This window comes from Pandoraea eparura, from assembly GCF_902459725.1.
GTDB classification, from domain to species: Bacteria; Pseudomonadota; Gammaproteobacteria; order Burkholderiales; family Burkholderiaceae; genus Pandoraea; species Pandoraea eparura.
The window spans coordinates 97,539-116,241 of the sequence record NZ_CABPSH010000007.1; the positions used below are offsets into that span (position 1 = coordinate 97,539).

Here is an 18,703-nt window from a genome sequence, read left to right on the forward strand (position 1 = left end):
GGTGGGTGAGAGGAGGATGCATGCCAGTCGTCGTATTTCGCAGGAACGGGCAGACGTACCGGGACGAGGTAAAAGCCAATACCAACTTGGTGGTCCGGGCGGGCATCAAGCAGTTCCCGTTCCCCCATTTGCGTTATGAGTGCGGCATGGGCAAGTGCGCGCGCTGCGCCTGCCGGGTGCTGTCGGGCAGCGAACATTTGCCTGCGCCGAATTGGAAAGAGAAGAAGCAGCTGGGCAATCGGCTCGACGAGGGCTTCCGTCTCGCGTGTCAGTTGTGGATAGCGCAGGACATCGAACTGGCGCAGGACGACGAGCTGCCGGCGGCGCTCTGATCGCCGCGCATTGCCACGCAGCGCGTAACGAGGAAAGCGAATGTACATCGTACTTACCAGCCGTCCTGGCCAATACCGCAGCGAGCCGACCCCAGGCATCACGCCGGTCGAGACTCACGATTACTTCTATGGTGCGCGGCACGTCGCGGCATTTGTCATCGCCAGACTTGACGGACAGTCGCGCGTGAAGATCGTTGACGAGACGGACTCGAGCGGCGCAAACCTGGTGCCCACGAAGTTCTTCGAGAAGTACGAGAGCGCGGGCGAGGCGGTAGCTTCGCTCGAATCGCTGGTCCGGCACGATCACGCTAAGTCGCGGCTCAGCCGCCGAGATCCAGAGACACCGGCAAGCCATAGGGTTCAGATCACGTTCATCACGAATGGCGGGAAGACAGTCGAGGCGCCGCCCAACAGCAATCTGCTGCGTGTCTCGCTTCGGGAAAAGGGCGGGATTCCGTTCAAATGCGGCGGTGGCCTTTGCGGCACGTGCCGTTGTCGTGTGGAGGCGGGGCGTGAGCATACCGATGACGTCAAGCAAAAGGAGCGGCGGCATTTGAGTCCCGAGGACCTTGCCAATGGTTACCGCATGGCCTGTCAGACGTTCATCAACGGCGACGTGAGCGTCTCATGGTAATCGCGCTCAACCACGCCGATCCCATGATCGAGCCATTCGCTGCCCTGCCGGCCGGGCAGCGGCGGCTAATGCTCGATCTCGGCCCACGCTGGAACGACGACATCATGACGCATCGACAGGCGGTGATCGACTGCTACACGCCGATTCTGGCCACGGCGCCCAAGAGTCCGCACGTCGAGCGGAATGTGGCATACGGCGAGCATTCGCGTCAGGTGATGGACATTTTTGAGCCTGTGGCGGCGCCCGGGGAAAGCGGGTCAGCGCTGCGCGAGGCGGTGCTGTTCATTCATGGTGGCGCCTTCGTGCGGGGCAACAAGAGCGTGAATGGCGAGGTGTACGACAATGTCTGCCATTGGTTCGCCCGGCAGGGCAAGGTCGCGATCAACGTCGAGTACCGGCTGGCCGACGAGGCGCCTTGGCCGCGCGGCGCGCAGGATGTCGCGCAAGCCATTGCCTGGGTGCATGCCAAAGCGGCGCAGTTGAGAATCGACCCGTCGCGCATCTTCCTGATCGGTCACTCGGCGGGCGGCACGCATGCCGCAAGTTGCCTTTTCGATCCGGCGCTGACCGGAACGACCCCCGGGCTGAACGAGAAGGTCTCGGGGCTGGTATTGGTCAGCGCGCGACTGTTCGCTGATGCCAACCCGCGCAATCCGAACGCGGGTCCCGTGCGGGCGTACTTCGGCGCTGACGAAAGCCTTTATGCCGAACGGTCACCGCTGACTCACGGTGTGCGCAATACCGTACCGACGATGATTGCCATCGCCGAATACGAAAACCGGTTTCTCGACGACTACGGTGCGGCGTTTTTCCAGACACTGCTGCGTGCGCGAGGCGTGGCACCGCGATTCGTTCAGATGCGCTGCCACAATCACACATCGATCGTCGCGCATTTCAACTCGGGCGAGGAATGGCTCGGGCGGGAGATGCTCGCGTTCATCGCATCGGTGCCTAATGCACCGCAAAGCGCTTGAGCGGGGCAGGCCGTTGACCCTGTGCAACGATAACGTCTCCGGGTTCGTGTACAGTCTACAAAAAGCCGTCGCTGCTATAGAATGCGGCGGTCATTGAGGCGTCGTGGAACGGGGAAATGCTTGTCCACTGGCGCGGAACGGTCGGTTAGTGGAGATTGGAATTATGGTGCGGGGAGCCACAGGGGCAAACGGTCGCGAGCCGATCATGCACCAGCAGTTGTCGGATCTGGTGATTGCCCGCTTGCGCGAGTCCATCACTTCGGGCGCTTACCGGCCCGGCGACCGCCTCGTCGAAGGCCGGATCGCACAGGAACTCGATGTGTCGCGGGTACCGGTACGCGAAGCGCTGCGGGCGCTGGCGGTTGAGGGGCTGGTGGAAGTTCGCCCTCGGCACGGTGCTGTGGTCGCATCGTTCGATCCGGCTGCGGCGCGCGAACTGGTACAGATTCGGGCCACGCTTGAAGGGCTGAATGCGCGTCTTGCGGCGGAGCACTGTACGCCCGAGCTCGTCAAGCGCATCGAGAAAGTGCTTCAGGCGGGCAACGCCAAGGTTGCCGCTGGCGAAACCTCCGGCTTGCTCGAACTGAACGCGCAATTCCACGACTTGCTATATTCCGCGGGTGCCAACGCCATGCTCGCCGAGTTGATGCGCTCGATGCGCGACCGCTCACGCATGCTATTCGTGAATGCCAGTGACGAAGAAGTGCGCGTCACATGGGAAGAGCACGCCGCCATTCTGCGCGCCGTGCAGTCCGGCGATGCTGCATTTGCCGCGCTGCTCGCCGAGCGTCACGTCACACGCGCGGCTCAGTACTATCTCGATAACATCGCGCGCTGATCTGCGAGCGCGCCTGCACGAGCAACGCCGCCTCGCGCTCAGCCTACTGGCAACGGCGGCAATCACCCGGGCGCATTGTTCAGGTTGGCTATGCCCACTCTGCACATGCGCAGCATCCGGCGCCGTGTGGAGCCTCTTCGAAAAACGCTGGTATGTGCGTGTGCTTATTGGCGCGCCCGACTGGAATCGAATCCAAGGACGCGGTTCTTTTTCGGCAATTGTCATGCTTGCTTGGTCCCGCCGAGGCGTCTAAGCTTTGCTTGGCAGTGCCTGACTTATTCCGGTCGGCAGAAAGCGTCTTTGGCAAAATTTAGGAGAAGAACATGAGGGCCAAGGAATTGCGGGGTGTCGGAGGATGGCTAGCTTTGCTTGCGCATGGGTTGCTTTGGATTGGGCCACTAATGGGTGCCGGTCGAATCAACACCAACCTATTAGATGTGGAGCATCAATACACCGCGCTGGATGGTAATTCGCTTTGGTGGGACTACAAGTTGGCGACCTGGCTGGTATTTGCGCTCGGCGCATCCGTAAGCGCCGCTGCCGGCTGGCGTTTATTTCGGCGACAGGCCCCGACTTCTGTTTATTTCGCAAAGGCAGCTTTGTGGGTCGCAGGTCCGTGTTTGTCTCTGGCTCTCCAGGGGCTAGGGCCGCTTGTTTTGGGAATCCCCGCAAGCGCTGAATACTGGTCGGAGACGGCGCCCCCAGTGGTCAGCGCATTCCTGTCCGCCATCGTATGGACCCTTTATCTCGCGCGGTCAGAGAGGGTAAGAAACACTTACGGACTGGGTTTCCCCATTGAGGGCAAGGCCGTTGCCTCGTCGACTGCAACCAGACGGTTTTCTATCTCGGCGCTGTGGGAACCCGAGAAAATTCAAAACGAAGGCGTAAGGCGAATCTGCAAAGTTATCAATGTGACGGGGCTCATGTGGGTGGCGTTGCTGGTCTTGATTGCCATCACATCGCGGGAATCCGGTGTAACTGCATTTGCCCTTATTGCGGCAGTACTTGGCTATGGGCTCGCTCGGACCGTAACATGGGTAGTCGCTGGATTCATGAAGCCTAAGGCGTGACGTCGAACGAGCAGGGCAACCGCGGGCTCTCCCGAGCGCGCCGATACTTTCGCACGCCGCTTACATCACGGTTACAGGGGCTTCAAAATGCAAAAAGCCCAGCCTGCTTGGCTGGGCTAACCCATTGATTTAATTGGCGCGCCCGACTGGAATCGAACCAGTGACCCTCGGCTTCGGAGGCCGATACTCTATCCCCTGAGCTACGGGCGCTATGCTGACCACCGGAGAGGAAGGCGCGAACGCGCGACCGGCAGGCAAAGAGGTAGAAGCATAGCGGTTTTGCCGCGCGCCGTCCATGCCCCATGCATTCTCTTGCCTCACAATGCGGCAATTCGTTGCCAAGCGCGACTCGCGCGCGGTTTTGCTGTGCCTGCAATGCCCCCGCACTTCGCGCACGAAGCACGCGGAACACCGCTTTGACTTTCGCGTAAGCTAGGGAAAACACGGGACTTTTGCGGCGTCTGCGCACTGCCTTGGCGTGTCATCGGTCAAGGGTTTGTTGCTACAATGGCTCGATATTTTGACCGGATGGCGCCAGCCGTCCGGGGTGATGCACTCGGTTTCCACAAAAATACTATTGAGAGATCCCGCATGAGTGAAGCACATAACGAGCATGAGTCTCCGATCAAAACACCCAAGCAGCTCATCGCCGCCGTCGTTGCGGGTTTCGTGGTTCCGGTCGTCATCATCGTCCTGCTGGTCAATTACGTGGGTAACAACGCGCTGACCGGCGCCGGTAGCTCCGCCATGACCGCACAAGCCATCGCCGAACGCATCGCGCCCGTGGCCAAGGTCGAAATCAAGGACGCCAACGCACCACGCGTCTATCAGACCGGCGAGCAACTCTACAAGGCCGTATGCGCCGCCTGCCACGCCTCGGGTGCGGCAGGGGCGCCGAAGGTCGGCACCGCCGACTGGGCCCCGCGCATCGCACAGGGCTACGACGGCATGCTCAAGATCGCCCTCGCCGGCAAAGGCGCCATGCCCGCGCGCGGCGGCACCAGCCCCGACGACGTGACGGACTACGAAATCGGCCGCGCCATCGTCTACATGGCCAACGCCTCCGGCGGCAAGCTGCCGGAACCGGCGGCGCCGGCACAGCCCGCGTCGGGGGCAGCGGGTGCGCCGGCATCGGGCGCACCCGCCGCGGCCTCGGGGGCCGACGCCAGCGCGGCCGCCGCCGCCGCTGCCGCGATGGCCTCGCTCAAGACCGCGGCCCCTGCCGCCGCCAGCGCGGGCAGCAATCTCGAAGCCGGCAAGAAGCTCTACAACACCGTTTGCATGGCCTGCCACGCGAGCGGCGTGATGAACGCACCGAAGTTCGGCGACAAGGCCGCATGGGCGCCGCGCATCGCCACCGGCATCGATACGCTGCACAACGCCGCTCTCCATGGCCTGAACGCCATGCCGCCGAAGGGCGGTGCGGCCAACGCGTCGGACGACGACGTCAAGGCCGCCGTCGATTACATGGTGAGCGCGGCCAAGTAAGTCACCTAGCAAGCCGTCAGGTAAGCGCTCAAGCGCCAAGTCTGGCGTGAATCGCTCGGCAACAACAAGAATCCCCGCTTCAGCGGGGATTCTTGTTTCCAGCGTCCAGCGGCGAGCGCGGTCGGATTACACGCGCACCGTCAGCGTCGGATCGAACGCCGCGTTCTCGACGCGTCCCTCGAAGCAATAGCCACGCGGATTGCACAGCACCCGAGTCGGACCGACGCGGTAATCAAACGAATCGTGCGTATGGCCGTGAATCCACAACGCCGCCTCGGAGGCTTCGACGAATGAGGTCAAATCCGAAATGAAGGCCGGATTGACGAGCGACCCTGCAAAACGGGGATGGATGCTCTGCGGCGTCGGCGCGTGATGCGTGACCACCACGGTCGGGCCGTCGTGTGGTGCAGCAAGCACGCGCGCAAGCCATGCGACGTTTTCACGGCACAGCGCTGCGCAGTCGTCCGGTGAGAAGAACGGCAGATCCGGCCACGGCACCGCTGGGTCGCCTACGCGAATCCGTGTGAAGTCGCGTACGAATTTGCGCGACTCCTCGAGCGCATCGTCGTGCTTGCCGTCGGCATCGTACAACGCGAAATCCGTCCACAACGTCGTGCCGACGAAACGCACGCCGCCGATGATCACCGATCCGCGCTCGAGCAAATGCACGTCGGTGCCCGCGCTCAGGTGCCGCAAGTCGGCCAGCGTGCCCGCCAGCGTCGCGCCGTAGAACTCGTGATTTCCGGGAACGTAGATGACGGGGCGCCCCAGCGCTTTCGCCCACTCGATGGCTTGCGCCGGCCGGCTGATGTCGCCGGCGAGAATCGTGACGTCGGCGTCCACCTCGGGAATCGCCAACGGCGCCACGGACAAATGCAGGTCGGACAGGATATGCAGTCTCACGCACCAGCTCCACAAAGCCTTGGGATCGGTGCCGCACACGCGCCGCCGCCGTGTGCGCCAGACGCATCAGGTGAGCGCAGGCGGTGTGGGCATTCGGTCGAAATCAACGCCAGTCACGTCTGGTTTCGCCCGTTTTCTTCCGACTATCGCCCGCGTCGTGCCGATGGTCAAGATGTCTTTGTCATCGGCAGGATGCGCTCCTATAGTGAAACTTCACCTGACGAGTGGAGGCGAGCCTATGCGGAAACTGTTGGTTGCTGTTCTGCTTTGTTTGACCGGTCTGGTTGGGATGGTCGTGGCGTCGAGCCCGGCAGCCGCTTGTGATCAGACGTCTTCGGGTAGTGGCAAATAGCAGCAAGCATTGACTTTACGGTACGCCGTGCCGCCGCCGACAGCCCCGGTACGATGTCGCCGTTCCTCAAGCCGGCCCCCGCTTGCGGGGGCTATTCATGTGGGTTGCGTGGTCTGCGCGCGCCGAATCAGGCGCCCGAGGACGACGGCGTTTTGTTCGCACCGCCCGCGAGCATGGCCTTGAGGCTGGCAAGTCGGTCCTTCGGCGACATGGGCGCGTCTTCGGGCGGTGGGGGCGGTGCTTCGTCGAGTTGCATCTCGGGCACGAAGCGCGAGACCTCGCACGAATAGGTTTCGCGCGCTCGCTTGCGTTTCTTGCACCACGACAGTTGCAGCGAGCGCTGCGCCCGCGTGATGCCGACGTACATCAGTCGGCGCTCTTCCTCGATCTTCTCGGCGGTGACTTCCTCGTCTTCGCGTAGGTGCGGCAGGATGCCTTCTTCCACGCCGACAAGAAACACGTGGGGATACTCCAGCCCCTTCGAGGCGTGCAGGGTCGACAGGCGCACGGCATCCGGATCGTCGCCGTCGCGGCCTTCGAGCATCGACATCAGCGCGATGGTCTGCGTGAGCTCCATCAAGCTCTTGCCGTCGTCGTCGAGGCCGTCGGCGTTGTCGAAGCCGGTGGTTTGCGCCTCGTCGCCGCGCGTGCCCTTGCGCTTCATCCATTCGAGGAATTCGAGCACGGTCGTCCAGCGCGATTGCGCCTGGCGCTCGTCGAACGTGTCGTATAGATACGCTTCGTAGTGGATCCCTTCCATCAGGTCGTCGATGACCTCGTTGGCCGGGTCGCGCGGCGCGCGCGCCGCAATGCGCTGGATGAAGTCGCAAAACGCGCGCAGCGGTTCGAGCTGACGCGGTTGCAGCCGCGCTTCGACCGCGCCCATGTAGACGGCCTCGAACAGCGATACCTTGGCCTGTCCCGCGAAGCTGCCGAGCACTTCGAGCGTGGTGCTGCCCACCCCGCGGCGCGGCGTGGTCACGGCACGGATGAATGCGGGATCGTCGTCAGGGTTGGCCAGCAGCCGCAGGTACGCGCACAGATCCTTGATTTCCGCCTTGTCGAAGAACGACTGGCCGCCGGAGAGCACGTAGGGAATCCGCTCGCGCCGCAGCACCTGCTCGAAGATGCGCGCCTGATGGTTGCCGCGATAGAGAATGGCGTAATCGCGAAACTCCGCACGCCGCTCGAACTTGTGCGCCGACAGGCGAAACACCACCGACTCGGCTTCGTGCTCTTCGTCGTTCATTGCCGTGACCGTGATCGGATCGCCCAGACCGTGCTCGCTCCACAGCTTCTTCTCGAAGAGTTTCGGATTCTTCGCAATGACGTTGTTCGCCGCCGTCAGAATGCGCGACGTCGACCGGTAGTTCTGCTCCAGCTTGATGACCTTGAGCGTCGGGAAATCGACCTGCAGCTGCTTGAGGTTCTCCAGCGTCGCGCCGCGCCAGCCGTAGATCGCCTGATCGTCGTCGCCCACGGCGGTGAAGGCCGCGCGCGGACCCGCGAGCAGCTTGAGCAGCAGGTACTGGCAGGTGTTGGTGTCCTGATACTCGTCGATGAGCAGGTAGCGCAGCTTGTTCTGCCAGCGCTCGCGCACTTCCTCGTCGCGCTCGAAAAGCTGGGCCGGCAGACGGATCAGGTCGTCGAAATCGACCGCCTGGTAGGCCTGCAACGTGGCCATGTAATTGCGATAGACAAGGGCGGCCTGATGCTCGTCGGCCGTCTCGGCGGCGGCCAGCGCCGTCTCGGGCGTGACCAGCCCATTCTTCCAGAGCGAGATGGCGGTCTGCACGCCGCGAATCATCTGCTTGTCGGTGGTACCCAACTGCTCCTGAATCAGCCCGAAACAGTCATCGGCGTCGAGAATCGAGAACTGCGGCTTCAGCCCGACGTGCTCCGCCTCGCGCCGCAGGATCTGCACACCCAACGAGTGGAACGTGCAAATCGTGAGTTGGTTGACCGGCACCTTGCGGCCTTCCTTGCCCGGCGTGGTGAGCAGCTTGCCTTCGAGCTGCTTGGCCACGCGCTCGCGCATTTCGGCGGCGGCCTTGTTTGTGAAAGTGACCGCCGCGATGTGCTTTGGCTCGAACCCCTTGGTCTCGATCAGCCACGCAATCTTTTGCGTGATGACGCGTGTCTTGCCGCTGCCCGCCCCGGCCAGCACGAGGCATGGGCCGTCGAAATAGCGCGTGGCTTCGTTCTGAGCAGGATTGAGCGGGAAGGAGGACATGGTGTGATGCGAAGGGGTGAAAACGGTGGCCGGCGAGGGCGAGTGCGCGGTGAGGACGGTGCGCGGCGACACGATGCCTTGGCAGGCGGTGGGCAAGTCTATCACGCGCACGCCGCCCGGCCGCGCACGCCCGACAGGCCTTGCGCGCAGGCCAACTGTGGGGCCGGCGCGACGCCACAGGCTGGCGTCGACGCGGGCCGGATGCCTATAATGAAAAACGTTGCCATCGTGGTGAGGTCGCCGTGCAATGTCCAACCTGTGGGACGAACAATGCGCCTCGCGCGAGGCGTTGTGAGCAGTGCGGCGCACGACTCCCGGATGCCGAACCCTCGGGTTGGGTCACCGGCGCGCTCGTGCTCGGCACGGCAGTGTTCGCCGCGATCGCCTTGCTCGGCATCTGGTGGAATCTGCGTGCCCCCTATGTGGATCCCACGCCCAGGCCGCCCGACGGGCTGAGCGTCACCCCTTTCAATACCGGTAATCACCCACCGACGGCCATCGCTTCCGGCGATACGGCATCGGCGAACGCCGGCCATGCGCCAGGCGAGGCGTCAGCCGCATTGGCGCAAGCCCAGGCGCTGGCGGCGGTGGATGCGGCCGCGTCCGGTGCGGCGGCCGACGTCGGGTCGGCGAGCCAGCCGGCGCCGCTCACCGCGTCGGCGGCTACCGCCGCGCTGACGGCTGCCGCCACGGCACCGTCACCGCCCGCCGCCAACCAAAATCCGCAGGACGACATGATGCAGTGGCTCAGCCGCCGCGCAGGGGGTGGCGCGCCCGGCAATACCGCGCGTCCGGCGGCCAATGCCGATCTTCCCGCGCATTTCGACAACAGCGACATTGGCCCGATCGCCGCCGAAACCCAGCCGCGGGCGGCATCGGCGGTATCCGCCATATCGGGGGTGCCATCGACGACGGTGGCGTCTCCGCCATCGGCGGCCAGCGCCGTGGCGGCGGCGCTGGCACAGTGCGACCGCTATCGCTGGTATGAGGTGATACCGAAGCAACGCTGTGTGTGGGCCGTGTGTAGTGGACGCTGGGGCAAGAACGGCTGCCCGGCAGGCACGAATCCTGGCGAGTCGCGCTGACCGGCTCACGCTGTCGTCGCGATCAAAAAAATGCCTCTTTCCCCACGCGCCATGAAAGGCGGGAAATGCCCGTCCGGCGGCATTCGACGCGGGTTCGCGCTCAGGCAGCCTGCGTCAAATTGACAGGCTTCGCCTTTCGCCGTAAAGTGCGCGAGCGTGGTCGGGAGAGCGCACCGGGAAGCACATGCCGGGGCCGCCGAAGGGGTAATACCCACAAACTCTCAGGCATCAAGGACCGTCCGCGCCGAAGGCATTGCCTTCGATCTCTGGAGAGCGGTTGCGGCGTGCGTGGCACGCGGGCAACCCACCGAAGGGGCCGGCACGAGCGGCATGGCGCACAGCGCGCCGCACGCACCGGGCAATCTCTCAGGTACCAAGGACAGAGGGGTCATCTCGCCAACTGGCATTGCGCCGGGCACGTGCATACGCGCGCGCCAGACGCGGAAAGTGCCGGTCGTCGAGATGACCCCTTTTTGCATGGTCGGACGATGGTTTCCGACATGCCTGACCCCTGATGCCTTGATGCCCCGATGACCGAACTCAAACGCACTCCGCTCAACGATACGCACCGCGCCGCGGGCGCCCGCATGGTCGATTTCGGCGGCTGGGACATGCCCGTGAACTACGGCTCCCAGATCGAAGAACACAACGCCGTGCGCACCGATGCCGGCATGTTCGACGTCTCGCACATGTGCGTGGTCGATCTGCATGGCCCGAGCTGCCGCGAATTCCTGCGCTACGCCGTTGCCAACAACGTCGACAAGCTGCAAACCCCGGGCAAGGCGCTCTACACCTGCATGCTCAACCCGAGCGGTGGCGTGATCGACGACCTCATCATCTATTTCATCGCCGAAGACTGGTTCCGCGTGGTGGTCAACGCCGGCACGGCCGACAAGGATCTCGCCTGGATCGGCCAGCTCAACGCGCACGGCGATTACAGCCTGACGATCATTCCGCGCCGCGATCTGTCGATCGTGGCGGTCCAGGGACCGAACGCCCGCGCCAAGGTGTGGCAGGCGGTGTCGGGCAGTCAGGCCGCGAGCGAAGCGCTCAAGCCGTTCAATGCCGCCTTCGCCAAGGACACCGCGTTCGGCGAGCTGATGATCGCGCGCACCGGCTACACCGGCGAAGACGGCTTCGAAGTGATCGTGAACGCCGATCACGTGGCCGCACTGTGGAACGCGCTGGTCGCCGCGGGCGTGCGCCCGGCCGGACTGGGCGCGCGCGACACGCTGCGTCTGGAAGCCGGTATGAACCTGTACGGTCAGGACATGGACGACGACGTGTCGCCGCTCGACGCCGGCCTGGGCTGGACCGTCGAGAAGGAGAGCGACCGCACGTTCGTCGGCAAGGACTCGCTGCTCTCGCGCGGCCAGACGTGGCGCTTCGCGGGCCTCGTGCTCGACGGCAAAGGCGGCGTGCTGCGCGCGCATCAGGTCGTGGTGACCGAGGCGGGCGATGGCGAAATCACCAGCGGCACGTTCAGCCCGAGCCTGCAGCAATCGATCGCGTTTGCCCGTCTGCCGAAGGGCGTGCCGGACGGCGCCACCGTCCACGTGCAAATTCGTGACAAGCAATTGCCCGCACGTGTGGTCAAATTACCGTTCGTGCGTCACGGCAAGGCCGTGGTGGCCTGAGCAAGATCGGCGCCACGGTGCGGCGACACGAATTACCGATAACCGAATACCCCAAACACTGAATCCCGGAGCGTCAACATGGCGAATATCCCCGATAACCTGAAGTACACCGAGTCCGACGAATGGGCCCGCCTCGAAGCCGACGGCACCGTGACCGTGGGCATTACCGATTTCGCACAGGAATCCCTGGGCGACATCGTGTTCGTCGAACTGCCGGACACCGGCCGGGTCGTGGCGGCCGACGAAGCCTCGGCCGTGATCGAGTCGGTCAAGGCCGCGGCCGACGTGCACACGCCGGTGAGCGGCGAGATCCTCGAGACCAACACCGAAGTGTCCGGCTCGCCCGACCTGGTCAACACCGACGCCTACGGCAACTGGCTGTTCCGTGTGAAGCCGTCGAACCCGGCCGAGCTGGACAAGCTGCTGGGCGCCGAACAATACGCCAAGAAAATCGGCGGCTGATGCCCCGGACGGTGCCGCGAGACCTTTGGTTCGCGCGGCACCGTCCCGGCTGCCACCCCCCGCCGTCACTTGCCGTGATCGAACGAGAGATTTGACCCATGAACGCTTTGACTGACCTGCAAGCGCCGCGCCGCTCGCTCTCCGAGCTGGAGCAGCGCGACAATTTCTCCGCGCGCCATATCGGCCCGGATACCCCCGAACAACAGGCGATGCTCGCCGAGCTGGGCTACGCGTCGCGTGCCGCATTGATCGATGCCGTGGTGCCCGCGTCGATCCGTCGCGACGGTGCGCGTTTCGCCACGTCGTTCGGCCCGTTCGCCGCCCCGCAAACCGAATCGCAGGCGCTGGCGCAACTGCGCGCGCTCGCCAACCAGAACCAGGTGTTCAAGTCGTTCATCGGCCAGGGCTACTTCAACACGCTCACGCCGGGCGTGATCCTGCGCAACGTGCTGGAAAATCCGGCCTGGTACACGGCCTATACGCCGTATCAGCCGGAAATCTCGCAAGGCCGTCTCGAAGCGCTGCTCAACTACCAGCAGATGATCATCGACATGACGGGGCTGGCGATCGCCAACGCGTCGATGCTCGACGAAGCGACTGCCGCCGCCGAAGCGATGACGCTGGTCAAGCGCACCGGCAAGTCGAAGTCGAACACGTTCTTCGTGGCCGACGACGTGCTGCCGCAGACCATCGAAGTGGTGCAGACGCGCGCCAAGCCGCTGGGCATCGAAGTGCAGGTCGGCCCGGTGGCCGCGGCGGCCGACGTCGATGCGTTCGGCGTGCTCGTGCAATACCCGGGCGTGGGCGGCGACGTGCGCGACTACCGCGCGCTGGCCGATGCGATCCACGCCAAGGGCGGCATGCTGATCGCTGCCGCCGATCTGCTCTCGCTCACGCTGCTTACGCCGCCGGGCGAGTGGGGCGCGGACGTGGCCGTCGGCAACAGCCAGCGCTTTGGCGTGCCGATGGGCTTCGGTGGCCCGCACGCCGCCTACCTGGCTACGCGCGACGAACTCAAGCGCTCGATGCCGGGCCGTCTGGTCGGTGTGTCGGTCGATTCGCAAGGCAAGCCGGCGCTGCGCCTGGCGCTGCAAACGCGTGAACAGCACATCCGCCGCGAAAAGGCGACGTCGAACATCTGTACCGCGCAGGCGCTGCTCGCCATCATGGCCAGCATGTACGCCGCGTACCACGGCCCGCAGGGGCTGCGCATCATCGCCGAGCGCACGCATCGTCTGACGGCTGTGCTGGCCGCCGGTCTCGCCGCACTGGGCGCCGCGCCGCGCAACGCCACGTTCTTCGACACGCTGACCGTGCCCGTGGCCGGTCGTGCCGATGCCGTGCACACGGTCGCCGCCGCACGCCGCTTCAACCTGCGTCGCGAAGACGCCGACACGGTCGGCATCTCGCTCGACGAGACGAGCACGCGCGACGACGTGATCGCGCTGTGGGAAGTGGTGGCCGAGGGCCTTGGCAAGCGCGCAGTCTCGCTGGACTTCGACGCGCTCGAAACCACCGTCTCGAACGGTTACCCGGTGGCACTGGCGCGCCAAAGCGCTTATCTCACGCACCCGGTGTTCAACCGCTATCACTCCGAGCACGAAATGCTGCGCTACCTGCGCAGCCTGTCCGATAAGGATCTGGCGCTCGACCGCACGATGATCCCGCTGGGCTCGTGCACGATGAAGCTCAACGCCACCTCGGAAATGCTGCCGGTGACGTGGCCCGAGTTCGGTCAGATTCACCCGTTCGCGCCGACGGAACAAACGGTCGGCTACCGCGCGATGATCGACCAGCTCGAACAGATGCTGGTGGCCGCGACTGGCTACGCTGCGGTCTCGCTGCAGCCGAACGCCGGCTCGCAGGGCGAGTACGCCGGTTTGCTCATCATCCAGGCGTATCACGCCTCGCGCGGTGAAGCGCATCGCGACATCTGCCTGATCCCCGCCTCGGCGCACGGCACGAACCCGGCATCGGCCCAGATGGCCGGCATGCAGGTCGTGGTGGTCGCCTGCGACGCCAACGGCAACGTCGATCTGGCCGATTTGCAGGCGAAGGCCGAGCAGCATCGCGATCGTCTGGCCGCGATCATGATGACGTACCCGTCCACGCACGGCGTGTTCGAAGCCGGCGCGCGCCAGATCTGCGAGATCGTGCACGCGAACGGCGGTCAGGTGTATGTCGACGGCGCCAACATGAACGCCATGGTTGGCCTGTGCGCACCGGGCGAATTCGGCGGCGACGTCTCGCACTTGAACCTGCACAAGACGTTCTGTATCCCGCACGGCGGCGGCGGCCCGGGCGTGGGTCCGGTGGCGGTGGGCGCGCATCTGGCGCAGTTCCTGCCGAACCAGCACTCGACGGGCTACTCGCGCGACGCCAACGGCATCGGTGCCGTGTCGGCCGCGCCGTATGGTTCCGCCTCGATTCTGCCGATCTCGTGGATGTACGTCGCCATGATGGGCGCGCCGGGCCTGACGGCCGCCACCGAGACGGCGATCCTGAACGCGAACTACGTCGCGAAGAAGCTCGCGCCGCACTATCCGGTGCTGTACAGCGGCCCGGGCGGGCTGATCGCGCACGAGTGCATTCTGGATCTGCGTCCGCTCAAGGACACCAGCGGCATCACCGTCGACGACGTGGCCAAGCGCCTGATGGACTTCGGCTTCCACGCCCCGACGATGAGCTTCCCGGTGCCGGGCACGCTGATGGTCGAGCCGACGGAATCGGAATCGAAGCACGAACTCGACCGCTTCATCGAGGCGATGATCGCGATTCGCGAGGAAATCCGTGCCGTGGAAGAGGGCCGTGCCGATCGCGAGGACAACCCGCTCAAGCACGCGCCGCACACGGCGGACGTGGTGACGGCGGACGAATGGCCGCACGCCTACGCCCGCAGTCAGGCGGCGTACCCGGTGAAGGCGCTGCGCGAGCGCAAGTACTGGCCGCCGGTCGGACGTGCCGATAACGTCTACGGCGACCGGAACCTGTTCTGCGCCTGCGTGCCGATGAGCGACTACGAATAAGCGTCGCGAAAGCTTGGCAGACAGGGGCTGGCAGACACGTTGCCGGCCCCTTTTTGTCTTTATGGATGTCACGCGAATGCGCCGGTCGGGAGGCATTCGTCGCGTCACCGCTACGTTTCAGAACTTCAGGAAAGCCCCATGGCCGTTTCAGTTTTCGATTTGTTCAAGATCGGTATCGGACCGTCGAGTTCGCATACCGTGGGCCCGATGCGTGCGGCGCTGATGTTCGTGCAAGGTCTGGCGCGCGACGGCCTGCTGCCGCAGGTGGCGACGCTACGCGCCGAGCTGTACGGCTCGCTTGGCGCCACGGGCAAGGGCCACGGCACCGACAAGGGCGTGCTGCTCGGCTTCATGGGCGAGGCGCCCGACACGGTCGATCCGGCGACGATTGCCGGGCGTCTGGCTACGCTGCGTCAGGCGAAGGTGCTGTCGATCCTCGGCAAGCACGAGGTGCCGTTCGTCGAGAAGGAGCACATGGTGTTCTATCGCCGCGAGGCGATGGCCGAACATCCGAACGGCATGAAATTCCACGCGTTCGATGCCGAGGGCAACAAGTTGCGCGAAGGGCGCTATCTGTCGGTCGGCGGCGGGTTCGTCGTAACGGCCGGTGCGTCGAACGCGCAGGTGCTCGCCGCGCACGATCAATTGCCGTATCCGTTCCGCACGGGCAAGGAGCTGCTCGAGATGTGCCGTGCGAGCGGCAAGACCATCGCGCAACTGATGTGGGAGAACGAGAAGGTCTGGCACCACGGCGACGCGGCCACGGCGGAAGCGGATATTCGTCGCGGGTTGCTCAACATCTGGAATGTGATGCAGTCGTGTGTGACGCGCGGTTGCGGCATCGGCAATGACGACGCCGACGGCGAACTGCCGGGGCCGTTGCATGTGCGACGTCGCGCGCCGGAGTTGTATCGTCAGCTCACGCAGCGCGCCGAGCGCACGCTGTCCGATCCGCTGTCGGTGATGGACTGGGTGAACCTCTACGCAATCGCCGTCAACGAAGAGAACGCTGCTGGCGGGCGCGTGGTGACCGCGCCGACGAACGGCGCGGCGGGCATCATCCCGTCGGTATTGCATTACTACGATCGCTTCGTGCATGGCGCGAACGAGCAGGGTGTGATCGACTTCCTGCTCACCGCGGGGGCCATCGGCATTCTGTACAAGCTCAACGCGTCGATTTCCGGCGCGGAAGTGGGGTGCCAGGGTGAAGTCGGTGTGGCGTGTTCGATGGCAGCCGGGGCACTCGCCGCGGTGCAGGGCGGCACGGTCGAGCAAGTCGAGAACGCGGCCGAGATCGGCATGGAGCACAACCTCGGCCTGACGTGCGATCCGGTCGGCGGTCTGGTGCAGATTCCGTGCATCGAGCGCAATGCGATGGCGTCGGTGAAGGCGGTGAATGCGGCGCGCATGGCGTTGCGCGGCGACGGTGCGCACTATGTGTCGCTAGACTCCGTCATCAAGACGATGCGGGAGACCGGTGCCGACATGAAGACGAAATACAAGGAGACGGCGCGCGGCGGTCTGGCGGTCAATATCGTGGAGTGCTGATTTTTCGGAAGGCGATGCGTAAGCTGCGTGGCGAAAGTCACGCAGCTTTTTCTTTTTGCGGCTCGGCTTCCGTATCTGCGACTGGCGATCAACCTTATCGGCCAATTCCCAACCCCGAAAAAATTGGCACCACTCAGAATGTCACCTTTTAACGCTGCTGCAACCGCCGATACACGACGCGACGCGTTTGCCAGCGGTTTCGAGGGGCATGTCAATGCGAAGAAAACAGTCCGGCATCTTTCTGATCTCAGCCGCCATCGCCGTGGCGGTGACCGGCATGCTGCTGACGTTCTGGGGCGTCAATTACACGCGGCAGTTGCGCGTGGAGCGCGCGGAGCGCATCGGTGAATCGTTGAAGATCATGGGCGACGCGACGCAGAGTTTCGCGGTGACGTATCACGACCGGCTGAACAAGCTGTTCGAGCACAACGAGCCGTTCATCATCGACGGCGTTCAGTTCACGAGGGAGGGTGCCGCACCGCGCGTGGTGGGCAATTTGACGGCGGAGAACCTGATCAAGGTCATGAACGTTCGCGGGGCGGCAAGCAAACCGCCGAATGGCATGGGAGAGTATGCGATTCGCGTGTATGAAGACTGTATCGACAAGCAGTGCGATATCAAGACGCTCGTGTATCTCACTCAGCCGATCAAGCGCGCCTATTCGGACGCGCCCGACTACGATGCGGCCGCGACCGCGATGCGAAAAATCGGCGCGCTGGGAGGCATATCGCGACAAAACGCGCCGGATCAATTTCACTTTCTCGATAACGATGGGTCGGAACGCAGTGTGCTGAATCCGGGCGGGCAACCGGGCCTGATCGCCGTGCGCGGCGGCCACCAGACGAGTGCGATGGACACCCTGCTCAGCCTCGATGGACGTAAATCAATGACGGGGAATCTTAACCTGGCGGATAAAAGCCGAGGTGCAAATGGTTCGGTGACCCATCACGATATTGTCGGCGCGGGCAATATTGACGGGACGGGGACGCTGAAGATGGCGAGTCTTGATGTGGGGGCCGCGTCTATCAAGGGCACGCTGAATATGGAGTCGAAGCAGCACAACAGGCGCGTCAATAACGACATTGTCAATGCGGGCAATATCGAAGGGACGGGGCAATTGAAAATGGCTGGCATTAAGGTGGAGAGTGCAACTGTAGGTGCCTTGAGGGCCACTGAGGGCGCAACGTTCAGCGGCAATCTGAATCTGGAAGACAACGACATTGACCGCGCCAATTCTGTGAAAGCGAGATCCGTTAAGGCGAGCAACGTAGAGTCGCGATCGCTGAAATCGACGTCGGGCGTGGTCGAGCTCGGCGACGCGGTTGTCGAAGGGACGCAGTGTGACGTGTGGGGACTCGGTCGGGACGGCGCGGGAAGAATCCTGTCCTGCCAACAGGATAAGGACACGTCGTGGAAGTGGAAGCTTTCGATGCAATCCGCACCCGTGACCAAGGACGACGTGCCCCAGCCCGTGGTGGAACAAATCATCAACGATAATCGCGGCAGCGGCTTGTACATCTCCAGCTTCACAATATCTAGCCCCAGGCAGGGCAAGGACGCGGTTGGGTTTCCGCTTCTCCTCGGCAGCAAAGGGGGGGTGTGCAAGGCTGAGAACGGTGCCTTTGTCAGGGTTGATGATTACTGGGAAACGGGGCGCCGGGACAGTTGGGGTTACGAGCAGGTGGGATTCCAACTCCAGCGTGGCCAGGGAACGGGGCGGATGATGTGCCTGACAACGGGCCGTATTGCACAGCCGCAGCATGGTGGCTACGAGCTTGAGAGGAACAGCACCACGAGGAGCCGTATAGGCGCTCGTTTCTTCATCGTCCGTTGGGCGAGGGGGGCGAAACTCGATGGCTCGAGTGGCTATTCCGGCGACTTTGGCTCCTATTATTACGTGCCTCAGGGACATGCGGACTTCGATGCCGAATTGCGCAAATTCTTGATGATGCGTAATTCGGCATCGCCGGTGCCTGCAGGCGGTGTGGATACGGTGCAATCCAACAACGGGGCGTGGCGATCGCTATTCTGATGCGGCTCACAGCGCCTCGTCATCGCTGAAATGTGAAGAAGCCGCGTGACGAAATGAACTGCACCCCAAAAGTTGGACACCGTTCTAAA

Annotated in this window: 14 protein-coding genes, 1 tRNA gene and 2 riboswitches; of the genes, 12 read left to right on the forward strand and 3 right to left on the reverse strand. The window is 63.9% G+C overall.

Annotated elements, in window-relative coordinates; genetic code table 11:
• Positions 1–20: 20 nt before the first annotated feature.
• The 5 genes from PEP31012_RS15250 to PEP31012_RS15270 all read left to right on the forward strand — a co-directional run bounded on the left by PEP31012_RS15250 (position 21) and on the right by PEP31012_RS15270 (position 3,848).
• A complete protein-coding gene (locus PEP31012_RS15250) occupies positions 21–332 on the forward strand; it encodes a 2Fe-2S iron-sulfur cluster-binding protein (protein WP_150590185.1) in 312 nt (103 codons plus the stop codon).
• A 364-nt stretch (positions 333–696) separates the two neighbouring features.
• On the forward strand, positions 697–966 hold the full coding sequence (locus tag PEP31012_RS15255) for a 2Fe-2S iron-sulfur cluster-binding protein (protein WP_246171331.1): 270 nt from the start codon (positions 697–699) through the stop codon (positions 964–966).
• A complete protein-coding gene (locus PEP31012_RS15260) occupies positions 960–1,940 on the forward strand; it encodes an alpha/beta hydrolase (RefSeq protein ID WP_246171317.1) in 981 nt (326 codons plus the stop codon). The genes PEP31012_RS15255 and PEP31012_RS15260 overlap by 7 nt, the downstream gene beginning before the upstream one ends.
• A gap of 163 nt (positions 1,941–2,103) precedes the next feature.
• Entirely contained in the window at positions 2,104–2,778 is a 675-nt protein-coding gene (locus PEP31012_RS15265) for a GntR family transcriptional regulator (RefSeq protein WP_150590186.1), read from the forward strand.
• Positions 2,779–3,101: 323 nt separating this feature from the next.
• Entirely contained in the window at positions 3,102–3,848 is a 747-nt protein-coding gene (locus tag PEP31012_RS15270; RefSeq protein ID WP_150590187.1) for a DUF2569 family protein, read from the forward strand.
• 134 nt (positions 3,849–3,982) lie between these two features.
• Here the strand turns inward: PEP31012_RS15270 and PEP31012_RS15275 are convergent.
• A tRNA-Arg gene (locus PEP31012_RS15275) sits at positions 3,983–4,058 on the reverse strand.
• A gap of 381 nt (positions 4,059–4,439) precedes the next feature.
• Between PEP31012_RS15275 and PEP31012_RS15280 the strand changes: the two genes are divergently transcribed.
• On the forward strand, positions 4,440–5,336 hold the full coding sequence (locus PEP31012_RS15280; protein ID WP_150590188.1) for a c-type cytochrome: 897 nt from the start codon (positions 4,440–4,442) through the stop codon (positions 5,334–5,336).
• 126 nt (positions 5,337–5,462) lie between these two features.
• Here PEP31012_RS15280 and PEP31012_RS15285 read toward each other — a convergent pair whose 3' ends face one another.
• Positions 5,463–6,239: a metallophosphoesterase gene (locus PEP31012_RS15285; protein WP_150590189.1), complete on the reverse strand. Its 777-nt coding sequence runs from the start codon at positions 6,237–6,239 to the stop codon at positions 5,463–5,465.
• Between the two features lie 479 nt (positions 6,240–6,718).
• The gene (locus PEP31012_RS15290; protein WP_150590190.1) at positions 6,719–8,824 is read right to left on the reverse strand and encodes a UvrD-helicase domain-containing protein; all 2,106 of its coding nucleotides are present in this window, start codon (positions 8,822–8,824) and stop codon (positions 6,719–6,721) included.
• A gap of 353 nt (positions 8,825–9,177) precedes the next feature.
• Between PEP31012_RS15290 and PEP31012_RS15295 the strand changes: the two genes are divergently transcribed.
• From PEP31012_RS15295 to PEP31012_RS15320, 6 genes are all read left to right on the forward strand, one after another.
• The gene (locus tag PEP31012_RS15295) at positions 9,178–9,909 is read left to right on the forward strand and encodes a hypothetical protein (RefSeq protein ID WP_150590191.1); all 732 of its coding nucleotides are present in this window, start codon (positions 9,178–9,180) and stop codon (positions 9,907–9,909) included.
• 151 nt (positions 9,910–10,060) lie between these two features.
• Positions 10,061–10,157, forward strand: a riboswitch (glycine riboswitch).
• An 8-nt stretch (positions 10,158–10,165) separates the two neighbouring features.
• Positions 10,166–10,302: riboswitch (glycine riboswitch) on the forward strand.
• 137 nt (positions 10,303–10,439) lie between these two features.
• A complete protein-coding gene (gcvT, locus tag PEP31012_RS15300) occupies positions 10,440–11,546 on the forward strand; it encodes a glycine cleavage system aminomethyltransferase GcvT (protein ID WP_150590192.1) in 1,107 nt (368 codons plus the stop codon).
• Between the two features lie 78 nt (positions 11,547–11,624).
• Positions 11,625–12,008 (forward strand): glycine cleavage system protein GcvH, encoded by a 384-nt coding sequence (gene gcvH, locus PEP31012_RS15305; protein ID WP_150590193.1) that lies wholly within the window; start codon positions 11,625–11,627, stop codon positions 12,006–12,008.
• 98 nt (positions 12,009–12,106) lie between these two features.
• Positions 12,107–15,034, forward strand: a complete 2,928-nt coding sequence (gene gcvP / locus PEP31012_RS15310; RefSeq protein ID WP_150590194.1) for an aminomethyl-transferring glycine dehydrogenase — start codon at positions 12,107–12,109, stop codon at positions 15,032–15,034.
• Positions 15,035–15,172: 138 nt separating this feature from the next.
• Positions 15,173–16,582 carry an L-serine ammonia-lyase gene (locus PEP31012_RS15315; RefSeq protein WP_150590195.1) on the forward strand — a complete coding sequence of 470 codons (1,410 nt, stop codon included), beginning with the start codon at positions 15,173–15,175 and terminating at the stop codon, positions 16,580–16,582.
• Between the two features lie 214 nt (positions 16,583–16,796).
• Positions 16,797–18,614 (forward strand): hypothetical protein, encoded by a 1,818-nt coding sequence (locus PEP31012_RS15320; RefSeq protein ID WP_150590196.1) that lies wholly within the window; start codon positions 16,797–16,799, stop codon positions 18,612–18,614.
• Positions 18,615–18,703 lie beyond the last annotated feature (89 nt).